The sequence below is a fragment of the Novosphingobium sp. fls2-241-R2A-195 genome (genome assembly GCF_030209485.1).
GTDB lineage: Bacteria > Pseudomonadota > Alphaproteobacteria > Sphingomonadales > Sphingomonadaceae > Novosphingobium > Novosphingobium resinovorum.
In genome coordinates, this window is record NZ_JARVRY010000006.1 from 195,061 (window position 1) to 212,679 (window position 17,619).

Annotated in this window: 17 protein-coding genes; 6 read left to right on the forward strand and 11 right to left on the reverse strand. The window is 68.0% G+C overall.

Annotated elements, in window-relative coordinates; translation table 11 throughout:
* Positions 1-42: 42 nt before the first annotated feature.
* Positions 43-1,230, reverse strand: coding sequence for an acyltransferase family protein (locus QRN25_RS06200; protein ID WP_285018023.1), 1,188 nt, complete (start codon positions 1,228-1,230; stop codon positions 43-45).
* A 173-nt stretch (positions 1,231-1,403) separates the two neighbouring features.
* On the opposite strand from QRN25_RS06200, the gene QRN25_RS06205 reads away from it, so the two are divergent.
* Together QRN25_RS06205 and QRN25_RS06210 are read left to right on the forward strand one after the other, a co-directional pair.
* The gene (locus QRN25_RS06205; protein WP_285018024.1) at positions 1,404-2,444 is read left to right on the forward strand and encodes a substrate-binding domain-containing protein; all 1,041 of its coding nucleotides are present in this window, start codon (positions 1,404-1,406) and stop codon (positions 2,442-2,444) included.
* A gap of 128 nt (positions 2,445-2,572) precedes the next feature.
* Positions 2,573-3,484: a GGDEF domain-containing protein gene (locus tag QRN25_RS06210; protein WP_271181683.1), complete on the forward strand. Its 912-nt coding sequence runs from the start codon at positions 2,573-2,575 to the stop codon at positions 3,482-3,484.
* On the opposite strand, the gene QRN25_RS06215 is transcribed toward QRN25_RS06210, so the two are convergent.
* Positions 3,481-4,263, reverse strand: a complete 783-nt coding sequence (locus QRN25_RS06215; protein WP_285018025.1) for an SDR family NAD(P)-dependent oxidoreductase — start codon at positions 4,261-4,263, stop codon at positions 3,481-3,483. The two genes, QRN25_RS06210 and QRN25_RS06215, sit on opposite strands and share 4 nt — an antisense overlap.
* A 145-nt stretch (positions 4,264-4,408) precedes the next feature.
* Between QRN25_RS06215 and QRN25_RS06220 the strand changes: the two genes are divergently transcribed.
* Positions 4,409-5,650, forward strand: a complete 1,242-nt coding sequence (locus QRN25_RS06220) for a CaiB/BaiF CoA transferase family protein (RefSeq protein ID WP_285018026.1) — start codon at positions 4,409-4,411, stop codon at positions 5,648-5,650.
* Positions 5,651-5,787: 137 nt separating this feature from the next.
* Here the strand turns inward: QRN25_RS06220 and QRN25_RS06225 are convergent, their stop codons facing one another.
* Positions 5,788-6,570, reverse strand: a complete 783-nt coding sequence (locus tag QRN25_RS06225; protein ID WP_285018028.1) for an enoyl-CoA hydratase-related protein — start codon at positions 6,568-6,570, stop codon at positions 5,788-5,790.
* Positions 6,571-6,590: 20 nt separating this feature from the next.
* A complete protein-coding gene (locus tag QRN25_RS06230) occupies positions 6,591-7,571 on the reverse strand; it encodes an NAD(P)H-dependent flavin oxidoreductase (RefSeq protein ID WP_285018029.1) in 981 nt (326 codons plus the stop codon).
* 169 nt (positions 7,572-7,740) lie between these two features.
* Between QRN25_RS06230 and QRN25_RS06235 the strand changes: the two genes are divergently transcribed.
* The gene (locus QRN25_RS06235) at positions 7,741-8,916 is read left to right on the forward strand and encodes an amidohydrolase family protein (protein ID WP_285018031.1); all 1,176 of its coding nucleotides are present in this window, start codon (positions 7,741-7,743) and stop codon (positions 8,914-8,916) included.
* A 33-nt stretch (positions 8,917-8,949) separates the two neighbouring features.
* Here QRN25_RS06235 and QRN25_RS06240 read toward each other — a convergent pair whose 3' ends face one another.
* Complete coding sequence (locus QRN25_RS06240; protein WP_285018032.1) at positions 8,950-9,525, reverse strand: TetR family transcriptional regulator; 576 nt, start codon at positions 9,523-9,525, stop codon at positions 8,950-8,952.
* A 167-nt stretch (positions 9,526-9,692) separates the two neighbouring features.
* Here QRN25_RS06240 and QRN25_RS06245 point away from each other — a divergent pair, with 167 nt between their 5' ends.
* The gene (locus QRN25_RS06245; RefSeq protein WP_285018033.1) at positions 9,693-10,601 is read left to right on the forward strand and encodes a M48 family metalloprotease; all 909 of its coding nucleotides are present in this window, start codon (positions 9,693-9,695) and stop codon (positions 10,599-10,601) included.
* Positions 10,602-10,703: 102 nt separating this feature from the next.
* Here QRN25_RS06245 and QRN25_RS06250 read toward each other — a convergent pair whose 3' ends face one another.
* Positions 10,704-11,936: an RsmB/NOP family class I SAM-dependent RNA methyltransferase gene (locus QRN25_RS06250; RefSeq protein WP_285018034.1), complete on the reverse strand. Its 1,233-nt coding sequence runs from the start codon at positions 11,934-11,936 to the stop codon at positions 10,704-10,706.
* A gap of 54 nt (positions 11,937-11,990) precedes the next feature.
* On the opposite strand from QRN25_RS06250, the gene QRN25_RS06255 reads away from it, so the two are divergent.
* Positions 11,991-12,158, forward strand: a complete 168-nt coding sequence (locus QRN25_RS06255) for a DUF1674 domain-containing protein (protein ID WP_008832636.1) — start codon at positions 11,991-11,993, stop codon at positions 12,156-12,158.
* A gap of 205 nt (positions 12,159-12,363) precedes the next feature.
* Here the strand turns inward: QRN25_RS06255 and QRN25_RS06260 are convergent, their stop codons facing one another.
* Genes QRN25_RS06260 through QRN25_RS06280 form a run of 5 tightly spaced genes read right to left on the reverse strand, consistent with a single transcriptional unit; the run spans position 12,364 to position 17,483 of the window.
* Positions 12,364-13,812 (reverse strand): efflux transporter outer membrane subunit, encoded by a 1,449-nt coding sequence (locus QRN25_RS06260; RefSeq protein WP_285018036.1) that lies wholly within the window; start codon positions 13,810-13,812, stop codon positions 12,364-12,366.
* Positions 13,812-14,771 carry an efflux RND transporter periplasmic adaptor subunit gene (locus tag QRN25_RS06265; protein ID WP_285018037.1) on the reverse strand — a complete coding sequence of 320 codons (960 nt, stop codon included), beginning with the start codon at positions 14,769-14,771 and terminating at the stop codon, positions 13,812-13,814. The genes QRN25_RS06260 and QRN25_RS06265 overlap by 1 nt, the downstream gene beginning before the upstream one ends.
* Positions 14,768-14,983 carry a DUF1656 domain-containing protein gene (locus QRN25_RS06270; RefSeq protein WP_271181695.1) on the reverse strand — a complete coding sequence of 72 codons (216 nt, stop codon included), beginning with the start codon at positions 14,981-14,983 and terminating at the stop codon, positions 14,768-14,770. The genes QRN25_RS06265 and QRN25_RS06270 overlap by 4 nt, the downstream gene beginning before the upstream one ends.
* Positions 14,980-17,034, reverse strand: coding sequence for an FUSC family protein (locus QRN25_RS06275; protein WP_285018038.1), 2,055 nt, complete (start codon positions 17,032-17,034; stop codon positions 14,980-14,982). Before QRN25_RS06275 ends, QRN25_RS06270 begins: the two co-directional genes overlap by 4 nt.
* A complete protein-coding gene (locus QRN25_RS06280; RefSeq protein ID WP_271181697.1) occupies positions 17,031-17,483 on the reverse strand; it encodes a MarR family transcriptional regulator in 453 nt (150 codons plus the stop codon). The genes QRN25_RS06275 and QRN25_RS06280 overlap by 4 nt, the downstream gene beginning before the upstream one ends.
* Between the last annotated feature and the right edge of the window lie 136 nt (positions 17,484-17,619).

The following is a 17,619-nucleotide window of genomic DNA, read 5'->3' on the forward strand; positions in this document are numbered from 1 at the left end:
CTTCGCTACGCTCGCAATGACGATTGAAGTTACAATGCGACGTCACACTACCGTCGACGGCAGCGTCTTCGCACCCGGCCGCTTCACCGATTTGGCGCGCTTGAGGCCGATCAGCGGGCGCAGCGGGCCGACTTCCCGCCCGACGAGGTAGAACAGCCAGGAACCGCCCGCCACCGTCGCGCACAGCACCAGGAATTCCGGCAGTGCCGTCAGCCCCTTGTCGCGCAGCCAGTAGCTGACGAGCACCATGACGGTCTGGTGCGCGATGAACACCGGGAACACCGCCTCCGCCAGAGTGCCCCGCCAGCGCGCGTCGCGGTTCCAGAAGCGGTCGGCGATCCCGAACAGGGCGATCACCGTGCCCCAGCACTGCACCGACTTGGCGAAATCCAGCGGTTCCATCCACGCGCGCGGCGTCCGCACGTTGCCGGGGAAGTACCACGCTTCCAGCGCCACGAAGGCGTAACCGGCCAGCCCGACGACCAGCGCGGCCTTCCACTGCCGGGCGATCGCCTGCCGCAAGGTCTCGGACCCGCGCAGGAGGTAGCCGAACAGGAACATGCCGCCATAATGGAGATGCGCGCAGAAGTCGGTCAGCACGCTGTGGGTGTCGGTCCAGCCATCACCCGGCGCGCGCACGGCGTAGACGGCAAGGCACCCGAACGGCAGCAGCCACGGCCCGGAAAGGACCTTCTCCGCCCCACGCGCCAGTCCCGCGCGCCAGTGTGCAGGAAGCACCATCAGCGCCGCGCAGAGCACCACCGTGTAGGCGAGCAGGTAGATCACGAACCACAAGTGCATGATCGCCGGCAGGTTCTCGTGAATGACCCGGCGGAAGCTGAAGGCATCATGGAACAGGAAGTAGCCGTAGCCATGCGTGTAACCGCTGTTGAGCAGTCCCATGTATGGCTGCGGCGGCACGATCACCGTCAGGCCAAACAGCAGCGGTATGCCGAGCCGCAGCAACCGGCTCTTGAGGAAGGCCCCGGCGTCCCGCTCCTTCGCGAACAGCGCCGCGCTGGCATATCCCGAAATCGCGAAGAGCAGCGCCAGCCGCCAGGCGCTCAGTCCCAGCAGCGGGATTTCGGCCCACCACACCACCCCGCGCGAGGGCGTCTGGTAGCCCCAGGGCGTGAACGAAAATCCGACGTGGTAGAAGATCAGCATCACGAAAGCGCCCACGCGCAGCCAATCCATTCCGTAGTGGCGCTGGCTGGGGGCGGGGTTCATCGCTATCCGTCAAGTCTTCGGCCCGCCACGCGGGTCAGGGGTGCCCGCATGCAGCGGCGTATAATTGTCGGGGGCTCATTAGGCGCGTTGTCACCGCTCTGCAATCGCGCGCTTGTAACAGAGGGTATCCGGGATGCCGCCCCGCATTTCGTCGGTTCCGGAGGCAACTGTGGTTGGTACGCCGTGCCGAAACGCCGAACATCGCAGGCATGACGTCCCCCGAAACGACCGTAGCCACCCGGCCGACCCGCAGGCGCCCCGCCAGTTCGATCGAACGCGCCGCTATCGAACCGTGCGTGACAGAACGGGCCGGGATGGAACGAGCTGCCTACGTTCCCGACTTTCGCGGGCCATTACGCTCGCCGGAATGCGCCGATCCGGTGCCTGCGAACCATGCCCTCGTGCTGCTTGTGTATGACGGAAGCGAGCACGCCATCCGGGACGCCGTGCAGGATGCGATGACAAAAGCCATGGCAAACGCCGTGGAGGCCGGGACGCATCTGTTCGCCCCACATGTTCTGGGCGCGAATGCCATGAAGCCTGACGGGATCCCCGCAGCTTTCGCACGGCTACTGGCAAGGCACCGGCCCGCGGGCGTGGTGTTGATGCCTCCCCTTTCCGCACGCGAGGATCTGGCCGACTTGTGCCTCCGCGCACAGGCGCGCTGTCTTCGGGTCGGCGCCCAGCCCGGCCTGTCCTGCGACGAGCGCGGCGGCGCAGCACTTGTCGTGCGCCGCCTCGTGACGCTCGGCCATACGCGGATCGGTCTCGTCGCCGGCCCGGAAAGCTCGGCCGGAGCCCGGCAGCGGGAGCTCGGCTATCTTGACGCCATGGCCGAACTCGGGCTCGATCGTGGCCCCGCTCTGATCGTACCGGGCGACAACAGTTTCGAATCCGGCATCGCGGCCGGACGGCTGCTCCTGGAAATAAGCCCTCGCCCCACCGCCATCCTCGCCTGCAACGACGAGATGGCCGCCGGCGTCCTCCACGCCGCGGCGCAGGACGATGTGCCGGTTCCCCAGGCGCTGTCCGTTGTCGGGTTTGACGATACCTCCCTCGCCCACCGCCTCCTCCCGCCGCTCGCCTCGGTCCACGTGCCGTGGAACCGCATCGGCGAAGAGGCCGCGAAGTGGATACTGGCAGAAAGTTCCGCCTCGCTCGAACCTTTCGAACCGCACCTGATGGAGCGTGCTTCGCTCGGCCCAATCGGATGAAATTCCCGACTTTGCCCCAACGGGCAAAGCGCTCGAATGAATGGCAGTTCCGTTAGGCAACATTTTACCATAAGAGATTAAACCATTGTGGATCCATTTGGCGGATGGATGGCGCAAGGGGGCCAATCTTGTATCTGCAGACCGACCGGCATCGCACCGCCATTCGCCCGTTGACCGACGGTCGCCTCGTGTCTCAGGCCGCCGCGCTGGTCGGCCTGAGCGCATGGAGCTGTGACCTTGCGACCGAACAGCTCGAATGGACCGAAGGCGTGTTCGACATCTTCGGCCTGAGCCACGACATGCACTTCGAACGCCGCGACACCGTCGCCCTCTATCACGAGGAATCGCGCGAGATCATGCTCCGCCTGCGCGCGCAGGCGATCGAGGCGTGCTCCGGCTTCTCGATGGAGGCGCAGATAGTCCAGCCGGGCGGCGAGACGCGCTGGTTGCGGCTGGCCGCCAATACGCGAGTGGAGAACGGCCGCGCGGTGCAGCTTTACGGCATGAAGCAGGACATCACGCAGGAGCGCCTGCAATGGGAACAGCTCCGCCGCCTTGCCGAAAACGACCCGCTCACCGGGCTCGGCAACCGCGCGCGGTTCCAGTCGGAGTTCCTCGACCTTCCCGCCGGATCGGAGCGACTCGCGCGCATCGGTGCGCTGGCGATGTTCGACCTCAACGACTTCAAGGGCATCAACGACCGCTGGGGCCACGCCGCCGGAGACGCCTGCATCGCCCGCTTCGGCGAGCGGCTGGCCACCGCCTTCCCCGGCGCCCGCCTGATCGCCCGCATCGGCGGAGACGAATTCGCGGCGCTGCTGCCCGCCACGATGCCCGCCGCAACGCTGGAAAGCGCCGTGCGCCGCCGCATCAACCGCCTCGTCACCCGGGTCGAGTGGCAAGGCACGCTGATCCCGATCGGAGTCAGTGCCGGTCTGGCCTTCATCGGCGGGTCGCCGGAGGCCACCTTCGCAGCCGCCGACGCCGCCCTCTATGCCGCCAAGCGTAGCGGCCGCAACGTGCTGCGGGTGGCGGCCTAAGCCCCCTCCGGCTCCACCCATGTCGTGCGGGTAACGCGGGGTGAGAGATACTTCGTTGCCGTCCAGCCGCCGTCCACCACGATCGACTGCCCGTTGATCATCTCGCTGCCCGGCAGGCACAGGAAGGCGATGACCGAGGCAATGTCCTCCGGCTGCGCCAGGCGCGGATAGGGCGTCGTCTCGACATTGGCGCGCTTGAAGCCCTCATCCTCGAAACGGTGGCGCACCATGTCGGTCATCGTCACGCCCGGCGCCACGCAGTTGGAGCGGATGCCGCGCGGGCCGTACTCGCAGGCCATGTGCTCTGTCATCGACTTGAGCCCGCCCTTGGCCGCCGAATAGGCCCCGCCGCGCCGTCCGCCGATATGCGCGAACGTGCTGGTCACGTTGACCACGCTGGCGCCCTCCCCCAGATGCGGGATCACGTCGCGGCAGAGCCGGAACGGGGCGACGAGCATGATGTCGAGGAAGTCGTCGAGCGTCTCGTCGTCCGTCTCGTCGAGGGGCTTGGGGCTGCCGACGCCCGCGTTGTTCACCAGCGCGTCGATGCGGCCGAAGCGGGCCAGCGCCTGCGCGACGATGGCTCCGGGCGCGGCCGGGTCGGTCAGGTCAGCGCTGATGGCAAGGACGTGGTCGGGATTGCCGATCGCGGCTTCCAGCGCCGCCAGCTTGTCCTTCGAGCGGCCGACACCGACGATCGCGAAGCCTTCGCCGTGCAGGATCTTCGCGGTTTCGAGGCCGATGCCGCTGCCCGCGCCCGTGATGATCGCTACCTTCACTTCGCCTGTCTCCCATGCTGTCCGCATCGTGTTAGCCGCCGCTCCGGCAAGCGTCGAACCGCCCCGGCGGTATTGCCGGAGCTCGCCTTGCCCCGCTGCCGCACGGGGGTAGTCAGAAGGCTCAGACAACGAGCGAACAGGCACAATGAGCACACCCAAGGCCGCCCTCGAAGGCATCCGCGTCATCGACATGAGCCGCGTCTTCGCCGCCCCCGTCGGTGCGCAAATCCTCGGCGACCTCGGCGCCGACGTCATCAAGGTCGAGCGCCCCGGCGTGGGCGACGACGGGCGCGGCTATGGCTTCTCGTGGGTGCCCGGCAAGGACGGGATCGAGACGCGGCACTCCAGCTTCTTCACCGTGTCCAACCGCAACAAGCGCTCGATCACGCTGAACCATTCCCGGCCCGAGGGGCAGGCGATCCTGCGCGATCTGGTGAAGAGCGCCGACGTGCTGATCGAGAACTACAAGGTCGGCGACCTCAAGCGCTTCGGGCTGGATTACGAGAGCCTGCGGGAGATCAACCCGCGCCTCATCTACTGCTCGGTCACCGGCTTCGGGCAGACCGGGCCGATGGCGGCGCTGCCGGGCTACGACGGGCTGTTCCAGGCGACCGGCGGCATGATGGCGGTGACCGGCATTCCCGAGGGCCAGCCGGGCTCCGGCCCGCTCAAGACCGGGCCGAGCCTCGTCGACTTCGTGACCGGCCACAACACCGCGCTGGCGATCCTGGGCGCGCTGATGCACCGCACCCGCACCGGCGAGGGCCAGTACATCGACATCGCCCTGCTCGACAGTTCGGTGGCGATGGTCAGCCACATCATGCAGGACTACCTGATCAGCGGCAACGCCCCGCCCCGCCTCGGCAACGGCGGCAATGGCGGCGGCCCGGCGGACCTGATCCATTGCGCGGACGGCATCATCTACCTCACCGCCGGCACCGACGAGCACTGGCGGCGCCTGACGGTGCTGATGGAGCAGCCGGAACTGAACGACGACCCGCGCTTCGATTCCAACCTGAAGCGCGGCAAGACCAATCGCGCCGAGCTGATGGCCATCATCAACGACTGGAGCGGCCGCTTCCCTACCCTCGAGGTTCAGGCCATGCTCGACGGCGCGGGCATTCCGGCGGCGCGGTACAACGAACTGGCCGACGTCTGGGAAGACCCGCAGGTGCAACATCGCGGCCTGAAGGCGACGACGCCGCATGCCTGGGCGGAAAGCGGCTCGGTCGATCTCATCGCCAGCCCGCTCGCGAAGATGTCGGCGAGCCCGGCGACGATCCGCATGGCCCCGCCGATGCTGGGCGAGCATACCGACGCCATCCTTTCGGAGCTGGGCTACGACGAGGCGCAAGTCGCCGCGCTGCGGGACGCGAAGGTGGTGTGAACGCCCAATCCTCCCTGTTCCGAAGGGAATGGGGAGGTGGCAGCCCGCAGGGCTGACGGAGGGGGCTGCTACCCCTCCACCACCGCCTTCGGCGGCGGTCCCCCTCCCCATTGCTGCGCAACAGGGAGGATATAGCCTCAGCGTCCCTTAAACGCGGGCTTGCGCTTTTCGAGGAACGCATTGACGCCTTCGAGGAAGTCCTCGGTCCGCCCCGCCTCACGCTGGCCGCGCCGTTCCGCCTGAAGCGCGGTTTCGAGGCTGGAATCCAGCGCGTCCCAAGCCATCCGCTTGATGAGGCCGAGCGAGCGCGGGCCCGTGGCCAGCCGCTTCGCCAGCTTCATCGCCTCGGCGTCGAGGTCGTCCTCGGGCACCACCTTGGTCGCGAGGCCCCAGTCGAGCGCGGTCCTGGCATCGACCTTCTCGCCCAGCAGCATCATCTGCATGGCGCGCACCCGGCCCACCGCCTGCGCCAGCAGGTAGGTGGCGCCGCCGTCCGGCACGAGACCAACATGGCAGAAGGCGCAGAAGAAATACGACCCTTCCGCCATCAGCACCACGTCGCCCGCCGCCGCGAGTCCCGCGCCGAAGCCCGCCGCCGGCCCGCGGATCGCGGTGACGACCGGCTGCTCCATCGTCTTGATCTGCATGATGACCGGGTTGAACGCACGGTCGAGCTGGCCGCCGATATCGCGCATCGGATCGGCCAGCATGTCCTGCGCGGCGGCGAGGTTCGCGCCCGAACAGAACGCCTTGCCCTCACCCGTCAACAGCACCGCGCGGGCATCGCGCGCCGCCACGTCGAGGGCGTGGACCATCTCCAGCCCCATCGCCTCGGTGACGCCGTTCATGGTCTTGGGATCGTTGAGGGAGATGCGCGCGACGCCGTCCTCCAGCGAATAGAGGATGTGCTCGTAACTCATGGAATCTCCCTCTCCGTCGATCAGGCGAGCATGGCGCCCAGGCGTTCCTTCACGATTGCCTCGGCCTCGCCAACGATCCTTTCGATCAGTTCCTTGCAGGTGGGCACGTCATGGATCAAGCCCTGCACCATCCCGGCCCAGAAGATGCCCTTGGTAAGATCGCCGCTCTGCAGCAGTTCGCGGCCCACAGCGCCCGCGACGAGGTGGCGGATATCCTCGAAGGTCGAGTCCGGCCGTTCGGAAATCGCGACCACTTCGTCGGACACGTCGTTCTTGCCGACGCGCGCCGAGTTCTTGAACTTGCGGAAGATGAGGTTGGTGCCGCGCTCGTCGTTCTCGACGTACCTGGCCTTCACGTTGTCGTGGATCGGCGCTTCCTTGGTGGCGCAGAAGCGGGTGCCCATGTTGATGCCCTCCGCCCCCAGCGCCAGCGCCGCTACGAGGCCGCGCCCGTCGCCGATCCCGCCGCTCGCCAGCATCGGAATCTTCACCTTGTCCGCCGCCGAGGGGATCAGGATCAGGCCGGGAATGTCATCCTCGCCGGGGTGCCCGGCGCATTCGAAGCCGTCGATCGAGATGATGTCGCAGCCGTGCCGCTCGGCCGAAAGCGCGTGGCGCACGGCGGTGCATTTGTGCAGCACGGTGACGCCGTGGGGCTTCACCATCTCCCAGATCTCGCGCACCTGCTGGGTGCCCGCGGTCTCGACGATCTTGACGCCGCCGTCGATCACGGCCTGCGCGTAGGCCTTGTAGTCGGGCGGCAGGATCGTGGGCAGGACGGTGATGTTCACCGCGAAGGGCTTGTCGGTCATCGAGCGGCAGCGCTCGATCTCCTCGCGCAGCGCCTCGGGGCTGGGCTGGGTCAGCGCGGTCAGGGTGCCGAGGCCGCCGGCGTTCGACACCGCGCTCGCCAGCTCGGCATAGCCGACGCCCTGCATGCCGCCCTGGACGATCGGATGTTCGATGCCGAGCATCTCGGTCACGCGGGTCTTGAATGGCATGGTTCTCGCTGCTCCCTCTCGATGGTTGCATGCGGGGCTATGTCATGCCGCGCGGGGCTTCAAGCAGCGGGTGCGGGAGCGAGCGGGCATCGCGCCAGCGAATAACCAAGCGCTTGCTACATAAATCGAGAAGCGTATGATCCCCTGCAAACGAGAAGGGAGAATCGCCATGGCAACCGCCGCTCTGGAACCTGTTCAGGATCGGATCGAGGAACTGGGCATCAAGCTCATCAGCGCCGACAACCACATCAACGAACCGCGGGGCCTGTTCATCGACCGCTTCCCCGCGCACCTGAAGGACAAGGCACCGCGCGTGATCGAGGGCCGCGACGGCGGCGAAGGCTGGAGCATGGACGGCACGCCGCCCAAGCGCACCTACGGCCTCGAATGCATGGCGGGCTACGACAAGAGCGAATACCGCATGTCCGGCCTGCGCCACGCGGACCTCAGGCGGGGCAACTACGATGGCGCCGCGCATCTCGCGGATATGGACATCGACGGGGTATGGGCCTCGGTGACCTATCCGGGTTTCAGCCCGTCGTTCTATACCCATCCCGATCCGGAAGTCGCTGCCGCCGGATTCGTCGCCTACAACGACTGGATCCTCGACGACTTCCAGTCCGCCGACCCCAAGCGCCTGTGCGGCCTCGCCATCAATCCCACCGAACTGGGCATCGAGCACGCCGTCGCCGAGATGCGCCGCTGCGCGAGGAAGGGTGCGCGGGCGATGTATATTCCGGGCAATCCGACGATCCCCTACAACCACCCCACGCACTACCACCCCGTCTGGCAGGCGGCGGACGAACTGGGTCTGACGCTGTGCATGCACCGCAACCACGGCGGCCCGCCCGATGCCACCGACTGGGACCGGCTGCAGGAGGACAAGGTCTCCATCGGCGGGATCGTGACGCGGTACTTCTCGTGCCTCAAGCCGTTCTCGTACCTGATCTTCGCTGGGATCTTCGACCAGTACCCGAACCTGAAGATGGTCGGTGCCGAGGTCGACTGCGGCTGGGCGCCGTTCTGGGTGCAGACCATGGAGCATCACTGGGAAATCCAGAACTCGTGGCATCCGGTGAAGCTCAGGCATTCGCCCACCGAGTTTATCGGCCGCAACGTCTTCACCACCAACGTGGACGACTACTGCGGCTACCAGATGATTCGGACCGGGCTCTGGCCGTGGCTGGCGAAGATGACGATGTTCTCGTCCGACTACCCGCACTCGGCGACGATCTGGCCGCATTCTCGCGACGTGGCGCTGAAGATGACGGCGGACCTGACGCCGCAGGACACCCGCACGACACTGTCGGAGAACGCGGCAAGGGTGTTCGGCTTCGACGTCTAATTCCTCCCCGAGCAAGCTCGGGGGGGAATGGCGCTACACCGGCCCGTTCGCTTCGATCCCCTGGATCACGAAAGCCGCGATGGCGTCCCTGATCTCCGCCTCGCTCGCCATGCCGGGCGGGAACAGCCAGTCGCGGAACATCAGGTTCGCCAGCACCGCCGCGAACGACACGCGCACCATCAGTTCCGGCGCGATCCGGGGCGCGTCGCCGACCCGCGCCTGGCTCATCGCCTCGCCCTTGCGGAAGTAGTCCTGCAACCCGTCGAGAGCCTCGATCCCGCCCGAAGCCTCGGGCGAATAGGCGTTGGCGACCGCCAGCGAGAGGAACATCTTCGAATGGCTGCCCATGAAGTCGAGCAGTTCGCCGATGTAGGCCCGCGCCACGTCCTTGCCCTCGCCCGCTCCGGCGGTCCGCGCCTGGAAATCCGCGAAGTGGCGGTTCAGCGGCGTGAAGATCGCCGCGCGGAACAGCGCCTGCTTGCTGTCGTGGAAGCGGAAGATCTGCGCCTCGGTCACATCGGCGCGGCGGGCGATCGCGGCGGTCGTCGCCCCGGCATAGCCCGAAGCCTCGAACTCCTCGGCGGCGGCTTCGAGGATGCGGTCAGCCACTTCCTCGGAAGAGCGGCGGCGACGTTTCGGTTTCGGGTCGGGGCTAGCCAATATGTCCTGCCGGTTTCGCTTGCGTGACTGCATGTGTCGGGAACGGCGGGCGCCATTGAAACCCTCCCGCCCGACCCTAGATTCGCCGGGACAAACGCTCAAGGAGACAATTGAAAGTGAACGGAATGAAGACGGCCATGCTGCTGGCGGCGCTGACGGCGCTGTTCATGGGGCTGGGCTACATGCTGGGCGGAACCGGCGGCGCCATCATCGCGCTGGTCGTTGCGGCGGGCATGAACCTGTTCACCTTCTGGAATGCGGACAGCATCGTCCTCAAGATGCACAACGCCCGTGAAGTTGGCCCGGAGAGCGAGTTCCACCGCCTCGTCGCCGAACTGGCGCAGCGGGCGCAACTGCCGATGCCGCGCGTCTACGTGATCGACACCGAGGCGCCCAACGCCTTCGCCACCGGCCGCGACCCCGAGCACGCCGCCGTCGCCGCGACCACGGGCCTGCTCGACATGCTCAGCCGCGAGGAAGTGGCGGGCGTGATGGCGCACGAACTGGGCCACGTGAAGAACCGCGACACGCTGGTGATGACGATGGTGGCGACGATCGCGGGCGCCATCTCGATGATCGCCAACTTCGGCATGTTCTTCGGCCACATGGGCAATTCGGAGGACCGTCCCAATCCGATGGCCGCGATCGCCGCGATGTTCATGGCACCGTTCGCGGCGATGATCGTGCAGATGGCGATCAGCCGCACCCGCGAATACGGCGCCGACAAGGCGGGCGCCGAGATCAGCGGCAACCCGCGCGCGCTGGCCTCGGCGCTGCAGAAGATCGCCGGGCCTGCCGCCCACTTGCGCAACCCCACCGTCGAGCGCAACCCGGCGGCGGCGCAGCTCTACATCGTGCCCTCGTCGGTGTCGGACCTGTTCTCGACCCACCCGGCGACCGAGAAGCGCATCGCCGCGCTGATGGCGATGGACGGCGGGGCTATACCCCCGCGTCCAGCGATGGCTTCGGTGCCGCGCAGTAGCGCGACGCGTGGCCGCTCGGCGCTCGATCCGAACCGGCGCTGAAGCCGCACACCTCGTCATTGCGAGCACAGCGAAGCAATCCAGGGGAGTCTCAAGCCGCCCTGGATTGCTTCGCTGTGCTCGCAATGACGAACGGGTTGGGCCTTAGCCTTTCACCCACCGCGCGATGAAGAAACCGTCGAGGCCGCCCGCCTCGGCCAGCATTCCCGGATCGGTGCGCAGCCAGCCCTCGCCGGTCGGCGAGAGGCCCTCGGGAAGTTCCGCCGCCGTGATCGGGGCGAGCGTCAGTTCGACGTCGGCCGCGCGGTCCTCGCCTTCCTCCTGCTCCAGCGAGCACACCGCGTAGACCAGCGTGCCGCCGGGCTTCAGCCACTCGGCCGCCCGCGCCAGCATCCGCGTCTGGATTTCGGCCATCTCCTCGATCTGGCGCGGCGCGATTCGGTGGAGCACGTCCGGATGACGGCGCGAGGTGCCCGTCGCCGTGCACGGCGCGTCGAGCAGGATCGCGTCGAACTTCTCCTGCGGCTCCCACGTAAAGGCATCCGCGAGCACCACCTCCGCCTCCAGCGCAGTGCGCTCGAGGTTCTCGCGCAGGCGTTCCAGCCGCCGCTTGGCGTTGTCGAGCGCGGTCACCTTCCAGCCCGCCGCCGCAAGCTGCATCGTCTTGCCGCCGGGCGCGGCGCAAAGATCGAGCACGGACCGGCCCTCACCCGCACCGAGCATGCGCGCGGGCAAGCTGGCGGCGAGATCCTGCACCCACCACGCACCCTCGCGGAAACCGTCGAGGTGCTCCACCGCGATCCCGCGCGGCAGGCGCACATGACCCGGCATCAGCGAGATGCCGCCGAGGCGCTCGGCCCACTCCGCCGTCGCCGCGGCATCGCGCAGCGCGAGGTCCAGCGGCGGCGGCACGGCGAGACCGGCGGCGATCGTCTCGGCCCGGATGCCCCAGCGCTCCATCACCGGCTCGGGCAGGGTCGGCACTTCGGGCAGCGTCACGGCGCGCTTGGTCAGGGTCGAGAACACGCCGTGCGCCAGACGGCGCGGGCCGCCCATCAGCAGCGGCAGGCCGGTGGCGATGACGGCGTGGGCGGGCGTCTCCAGCCGCAGGACTTGCGCCAGCATGATCTGCAGCACCGCGCGCGCCTTGGCGTCGTCCGCCAGCGGCAGGCGGGTGGCGGAGTCGATCAGCGCGTCGAGGTCGGCGCGCCAGCGCAGCACCTCCCCGGCAATGGCGCGGGCGAGCGCGCGGTCGGCATCGCCCTTGATGCGCGCGAGCGCGGAGCCGCCCGCCTGGTCGAGCGTCTCGCCCCTGCGCAGAACGGCATCGATGAGGTTGAGCGCGGCACGGCGCGCAGGAAGTCCGGGTATGTCCATCGTCGGCCCCTATACCGGATTGCCTTTTTCCGCCACCCGCACCACATGGGGCCCATGACCAAGCGCGCCACTGAACGTCCGGCGGCCTTCACCAAGCCCGCTCACTGGACCAACGACCCCGCTCCCCCGCCCGTGAAGGCCAAGGACGAGCAGGACCCCGACGGCCTTTCACCCACCCGCTACGGCGACTGGGTGCAGAAGGGCATCGCGATCGATTTTTGATCGAAGTGGGAAGGCGCGCGCCCGCCGCACCTGCCGCTTGCTTTCTCCGCCGTCACCCTGAACTTGTTTCAGGGTCCATCTGGCGACTTAAACCGTCGGGTCGATCCACCGCCGGTGCTGGCGGTTTGCTATCTTTGCCTCGGAGCCCAACGGCAGGATGGACCCTGAAACAAGTTCAGGGTGACGCCCTGCAGTTCGCAGGCGGTTACTTCGTCGCGCCTGCGGCCTGCCCCTCCCCCTGCCCCCAGCCACCGCCGAGCGCGAGGAACACGGCGATCTGGTCGTCCACCAGCGCCGCTTCCGCCGCCGCATGGCTCACCCGCGCCGAGGCGAGGCTGCCCTGCGCGCTCAGGAGGTCGAGGAAGTCGCTGCGCCCGAAGCGGAACAGCTTGGCCGCCTGCCCTTCCGATATGCCGGCGCTGTCGCTCGCGCGGCCCAGCGATGCGGCCTTGTCCCGATCGCGGGCATAAGTCTCCAGCGCCGTCTCGGTGCCCTGCAGGGCCGAGAGCACGGTCGCATCGAACTTGGCGAGATCGACATCGACCTGCGCCTTGGCGGCATCGATCTTCGCCTTGACGACCGGGCGATTGGGGAAGCTCCAGCTCAGTAGCGGGCCAAGGCTGAAGCCGAAGCTGTCGGACTTGCCGAGGTTCTGCAACTGCCCGCTGCTGGCGACGCCCGCGCCGATCGAGACGCTGGGGTAGAGGTCCGCCACCGCCACGCCGATGCGCGCGGTATCGCCGGCGATGGTGCGCTCGGCCTGGCGGATGTCGGGACGGCGGCGGATCAGCGCGGCGCCGTCGCCGACCGGCATCGGCTGGGCGAGGCGCGGCAGGACCGCGCAGCTCGCCACGTCCTGCGGATAGTCCGCCGGCGCCCGGCCGAGCAGCGTCGCCAGCAGGAACAGCGCGCCCTGCCGCTTCGCCACGAAGGCGGGCAGGCTGGCCCGGCTGGTGTCCACCGCGGTACGCGCGCGGCTGACGTCGAAGGCGGTGCCGCGCCCGCCGCGCTGCAGCCGGGTGGTGGCATCCAGTGTCTGCTGCTGCAGCACGATCACCTTCTGGACCGTCGCCATCTGGTAATTGGCGCCGCACACGTCGGCATAGGCCTTGGCGGTCGCCGCCGCCACGCTGATGCGCACCGCATCGCGCGCCGCCTCGACCACCTCGCGGTCCGCCTGCGCACCCTCGACCGCGCGCCGCAGCTTGCCGTTTAGGTCGAGCGGATAGCTCAGCGAGAGCCCAAGGTCGTACGTCACGACACCGGGGATGTTGGTCCCGCCTGACTGGGTGGAATAGTCGCGCTCGAGATCGGCATCGGAACTGACGGTGGTGCTCAGCGCCCGCGCGCCGGTCGTCTCGCGCAGCACCGCTTCGGCCTTGCGGATGTTCGCCTCGGCGGCGCGCAGGTCGGCGTTGGCGGTGAGCGCCTCCTCCACCAGCGCGTCGAGGCGGGGATCGGCGTAGAGGCTCCACCAGCGGTCGGGCAGCGGCGCCTGCTCGAAGGCGGGATCGCGCGCCGCGACGAAGTCCCCCTGCGCGGAAGGCGTGCCGGACACCGCGTTCTCGGGCGGATGATAGTCCGGCCCGGCGGTGGCGCAGGCGGACAGCGCCAGCGCCATCGCGGCGGCGCAGAGAAGGCGGGCGGGACGCATCAGCGGGCTCCTGCGCTCTGCGTCGCGGCGGGAGCGGGAGCCGCCGCCGGGGCCGGAGCCGGAGCCGGACCCGCCTGTCGCTTCGGTTCGCCGTCATGCTGCTCGATCGTCACCGTCGCGGTACGGCCGAGGATCAGGCGCACGTTCTTCGGCACATGCGTCAGGCGCACGCGCACCGGGATGCGCTGGGCGAGGCGCACCCATGAGAACGTTGCGGCGACGTTGGGCAGCAGGTTGCCCGAATCGCTGCGGGTATCGTCGTTGATGCCCGCCGCGATGCTCTCGACACGGCCCTTGAGCACCTGCCCCTCGCCCATCAGCTTCACGCTCACCGGCGCGCCGATGTGGATGAGCGGCAGCTTGGTTTCCTCGAAGTAGCCCTCGACGCGGATCGAATCGTCATCGACCAGCGCCATCGCCTGGCTTCCGGCGGCCACGTAGTCGCCCGGATGCAGGTCGAGGTTGGTCACCGTACCGTTGACCGAGGCATGGACTTGCGTGCGCTGGAGGTCGAGCTTCGCGCGATCGACCGCGCTTACCGCTTCCTGCACGGCGGCGCGGGCAGTGGCGACCTTGGCGACGTTCTGCTCATGGGATTCGGTGGCGACGAGATCGCCGAGCGCAAGGTCGCGCGAAGCCTCGCGCTGCGCCTGCCCCAGCGTCGCCTTCGCGCTGGCAAGGCTCGCCTGCGCTTCCTCGACCGCCAGCGAATACCGCGGCTTGTCGATCACGAACAGCAGGTCGCCTGCCTTGACCACCTGGTTGTCGCGCACCGCCACCGAAGTCACGAGGCCGCCGATGTCCGGCGTCACCCGCACCACGTCGGCACGCACCCGGCCGTCCCGGGTCCAGGGGCTGCGCTCGTAATGCATCCACATCCAGTACGCGATGAAGGCCGCGAGCAGGACGATGACGATAGTGGCGGCGCTGCGGCCGATGGCGGGAAGCAGGTTCTTCATGGGTGGAGACCGGACCAGGTGGCGAGGAAGGAAAGCGCACCGAACACCATGACATAAAGGCACAGGTCGACGAGCGCGCGATAGGCGACGATGCGGTAGAAGCCGACGAAGTCCGCCACACGCATCAGCAGCATGGTCAGGACCGAGGCGATCACCGCGATCAGCAGGAGGGCGGGCATGTAGACGCCCAGGATGGAGACTTCGCCGTTCATGGCTGGCCTTTCAGCGCGGCGGCTTCTGGAAAGATGTTACGGCGCAGCGAGATCAGCGCCAGAGCGGCCTTGCGGCGCACCGAACGGTCCTCGTCGCGGATGAAGACGTGGAGCGCCGCGTCAATATCGCCCAGCAGTTCGGGCGCTGCGGGCGGGCGGTGATCGGGCTCGAGACGGCGATAGTAAGCCGCGACGTCGGCCAGCACGCTGGTCAGCGGCGCGCTGCGGGCGGGCGGCAGGTCAAGACGCAGTTCGCGCAGTTCACCGATTGCCACGCCGGTGCGAAGATCACGCAGCACGTCATAGAGCGGCGCGCCCGGCTGCTTGCCGGAGAGCGCAAGGCGGGGATTGAGCAGCGCGATACGGTCGAGCATGCGGTTGATCCAGCCACGCACGTCGGGCGGTCCGTAGAGGTTGGCTCGCTCGGCGATATCGCGCCAGCCCGCGCGCAGGGTGCGGCGGATGGCGCTCTCCAGCCCGGCCGTCTGCAGCAGGCGTGCCATGATGATCGCGAACAGCGTGCCCAGCAACTGCGCCAGCGAGCCGTTGGCGAAAGTGGCGAAGTTGTCGGTATACTTCTCGGCGATGATGAAGGGGCTGCCCATGCCGAGCAGCGAGGGCAGCGCAACGCCGGCGTAGCGGGGAGAATGCATCAGCGAACCCAGCACCAGCAAAGGGGGCGCCAGAGTCAGCGCGAGCATCGGAAACCCGTCGATGCGTGGCAGGATCGCGAAAGCGTAGATCATGCCCAGGATCGTTGCGATGAGCGTGCCGTTGAAGAACATCCACAGCGGCAACAGCGGATTGTCGGATGCGGCGAACAGCGCCAGGAACACGCCCGCCAGCATGACGGCGGTAGCGCCGTCGTTCCAGCCGCTGCCGATCCAGAGCGTGCAGCCCAGGATGATCGTCAGCGCCGCACCGGCCGCACCGCGCACCGCGCCGCGATAGTCGCGATGAACCTCGCGGTTGCGCCGCCCTTCCAGCAGCGGCGGAATGCGCGCGGAAACCGGCTTGCGATTCCTCGTACCCATCTGGTCGGCCAGATCGCGGCAATCGAGGTGCGCTTCGATGAGGCTGGCCAGCCGCGAGCCCAGGCTGAGCACAAGCATGTCGTTCCAGCCCGAGGCGCCGTCCACTTGCGGCTCCAGTGCGACGCAGCGGGCCTTGAGTTCGGTCCCTATGCGCTCGCGTTCCTCACGGTCGTTCTCGATATGTGAAAGCCAGGCGCGGGTATCCGCCAGCAGCGCCTCGGCCTCGTCGCTCATCGCATCACGTTCGCGCAGTGCTGCGATGCGATCGGACACCGCCGCCCCCAGCGGCATGAGCAGCGAGAGCTGGTCCTGCAGCGCCCGCACCGTGCGCACGCGCGGGGCGAGGCGGCTGGTCTCGAACGGCAGGTGAATCGAAAGCTGGTGCAGTTCGGTGACGTCCTGCGCCAGCCGACGCTTTTCCGCCTCGATCGAGGGATCGGGCTCAAGCTCAAGCGAATCGCGGCTCCAGCGCTCGGCATCTCGCAGCATCATCGCCACACGGCCGAGCAGGAACGTCGAGACCGAGCCCGGCAGGACGACGCCATGGATCAGGCTGCCGCACAGGATGCCGATGGTGATCTCCTGAACGCGCAGTGCCGCGTCCTCGAAGATGAGGTCGGGCGTGCTCACCGTCGGCAGCACGATCAGGCAGGCGGTATAGCCCGCCAGCACGAACATGTAGCCGCGCGGCGTCCGGTCGAGCAGCGAGACGAAGACGCACAGCGCCAGCCACGATGCGAGCGCCAGCGTCAACAGTTCGGGCGAGTGCGCGAGCGGCGGCACCATGAGCACCGAGGCGGTCGCGCCGATGAACGTGCCGATGACGCGGAACAGCGCCTTGGACACCACCGCACCCGCCAGCGGCGCGGCGACGATGTAGGCGGTGAGAAAGGCCCAGTACGGTCGCTCCAGCCCGATCGAGAACGAAATGTACGCCGCCAGGATCGCCGCGAGGAATGCCTTGATCGAAAAGATGGCCGCCGGGACGCCCCAACGCGCGAAGACCGGCCCGTTCATGCCCGCCCCCGCATCTCGGCGGCGCGGCTGCCGACCGTGGTAATCAGCTTTACGGCCGCTTCGAGGTCGGCGTCCGGAATGCCGCCCAGCAATTCCCCCCGCAGCGCCACCAGCCGCGCTTCCGCCTTGCGGGCGATGCGCGCGCCCTCGCCGGTCAGGTGGAGGAGATTGGCCCGGCGGTCACCGGCATCGGCGAGCCGCTCGACGAGGCCCGCCGATTCGAGCTGGCGCACGGTGGTGGTCAGCGAGGCTTCGGTGATGCCGATGGCCCGCGCCAGATCCGCCTGCCTCGCCCCTGCGCCCAGCCGCTCGAGATGGACCAGCGCCCATCCCGCCGAGTTGGAAATCTCCAGCGAGGCAAGGATGCGGTCGGCAAGCTGTCGCCACGCTCGCGCGACAGGCGCGAGTTGCGTGGCGAGGTCATGGGCAAGGCTCGATCGGTCGGTCATGGGTCCTGGGGGGATCGGGGGTGGCGGGTACTTAGGCTCCTAACTATTATCGGGCAACCGGGTTACCCTTGCGATTTACAAACCAGCAATGCCGGAAATTGCAATTCGCGCAAGTGGGACGTTGGTATCTCGTGAT

Bases quoted from the DNA above. Each gene is read 5' to 3' on its own strand.
- QRN25_RS06200 (WP_285018023.1), bottom strand. From the start codon at position 1,230: ATGAACCCCGCCCCCAGCCAGCGCCACTACGGAATGGATTGGCTGCGC.
- QRN25_RS06220 (WP_285018026.1), top strand. From the start codon at position 4,409: ATGAGCACACCCAAGGCCGCCCTCGAAGGCATCCGCGTCATCGACATG.
- QRN25_RS06225 (WP_285018028.1), bottom strand. From the start codon at position 6,570: ATGAGTTACGAGCACATCCTCTATTCGCTGGAGGACGGCGTCGCGCGC.
- QRN25_RS06230 (WP_285018029.1), bottom strand. From the start codon at position 7,571: ATGCCATTCAAGACCCGCGTGACCGAGATGCTCGGCATCGAACATCCG.
- QRN25_RS06235 (WP_285018031.1), top strand. From the start codon at position 7,741: ATGGCAACCGCCGCTCTGGAACCTGTTCAGGATCGGATCGAGGAACTG.
- QRN25_RS06250 (WP_285018034.1), bottom strand. From the start codon at position 11,936: ATGGACATACCCGGACTTCCTGCGCGCCGTGCCGCGCTCAACCTCATC.
- QRN25_RS06255 (WP_008832636.1), top strand. From the start codon at position 11,991: ATGACCAAGCGCGCCACTGAACGTCCGGCGGCCTTCACCAAGCCCGCT.
- QRN25_RS06260 (WP_285018036.1), bottom strand. From the start codon at position 13,812: ATGCGTCCCGCCCGCCTTCTCTGCGCCGCCGCGATGGCGCTGGCGCTG.
- QRN25_RS06265 (WP_285018037.1), bottom strand. From the start codon at position 14,771: ATGAAGAACCTGCTTCCCGCCATCGGCCGCAGCGCCGCCACTATCGTC.
- QRN25_RS06270 (WP_271181695.1), bottom strand. From the start codon at position 14,983: ATGAACGGCGAAGTCTCCATCCTGGGCGTCTACATGCCCGCCCTCCTG.
- QRN25_RS06275 (WP_285018038.1), bottom strand. From the start codon at position 17,034: ATGAACGGGCCGGTCTTCGCGCGTTGGGGCGTCCCGGCGGCCATCTTT.
- QRN25_RS06280 (WP_271181697.1), bottom strand. From the start codon at position 17,483: ATGACCGACCGATCGAGCCTTGCCCATGACCTCGCCACGCAACTCGCG.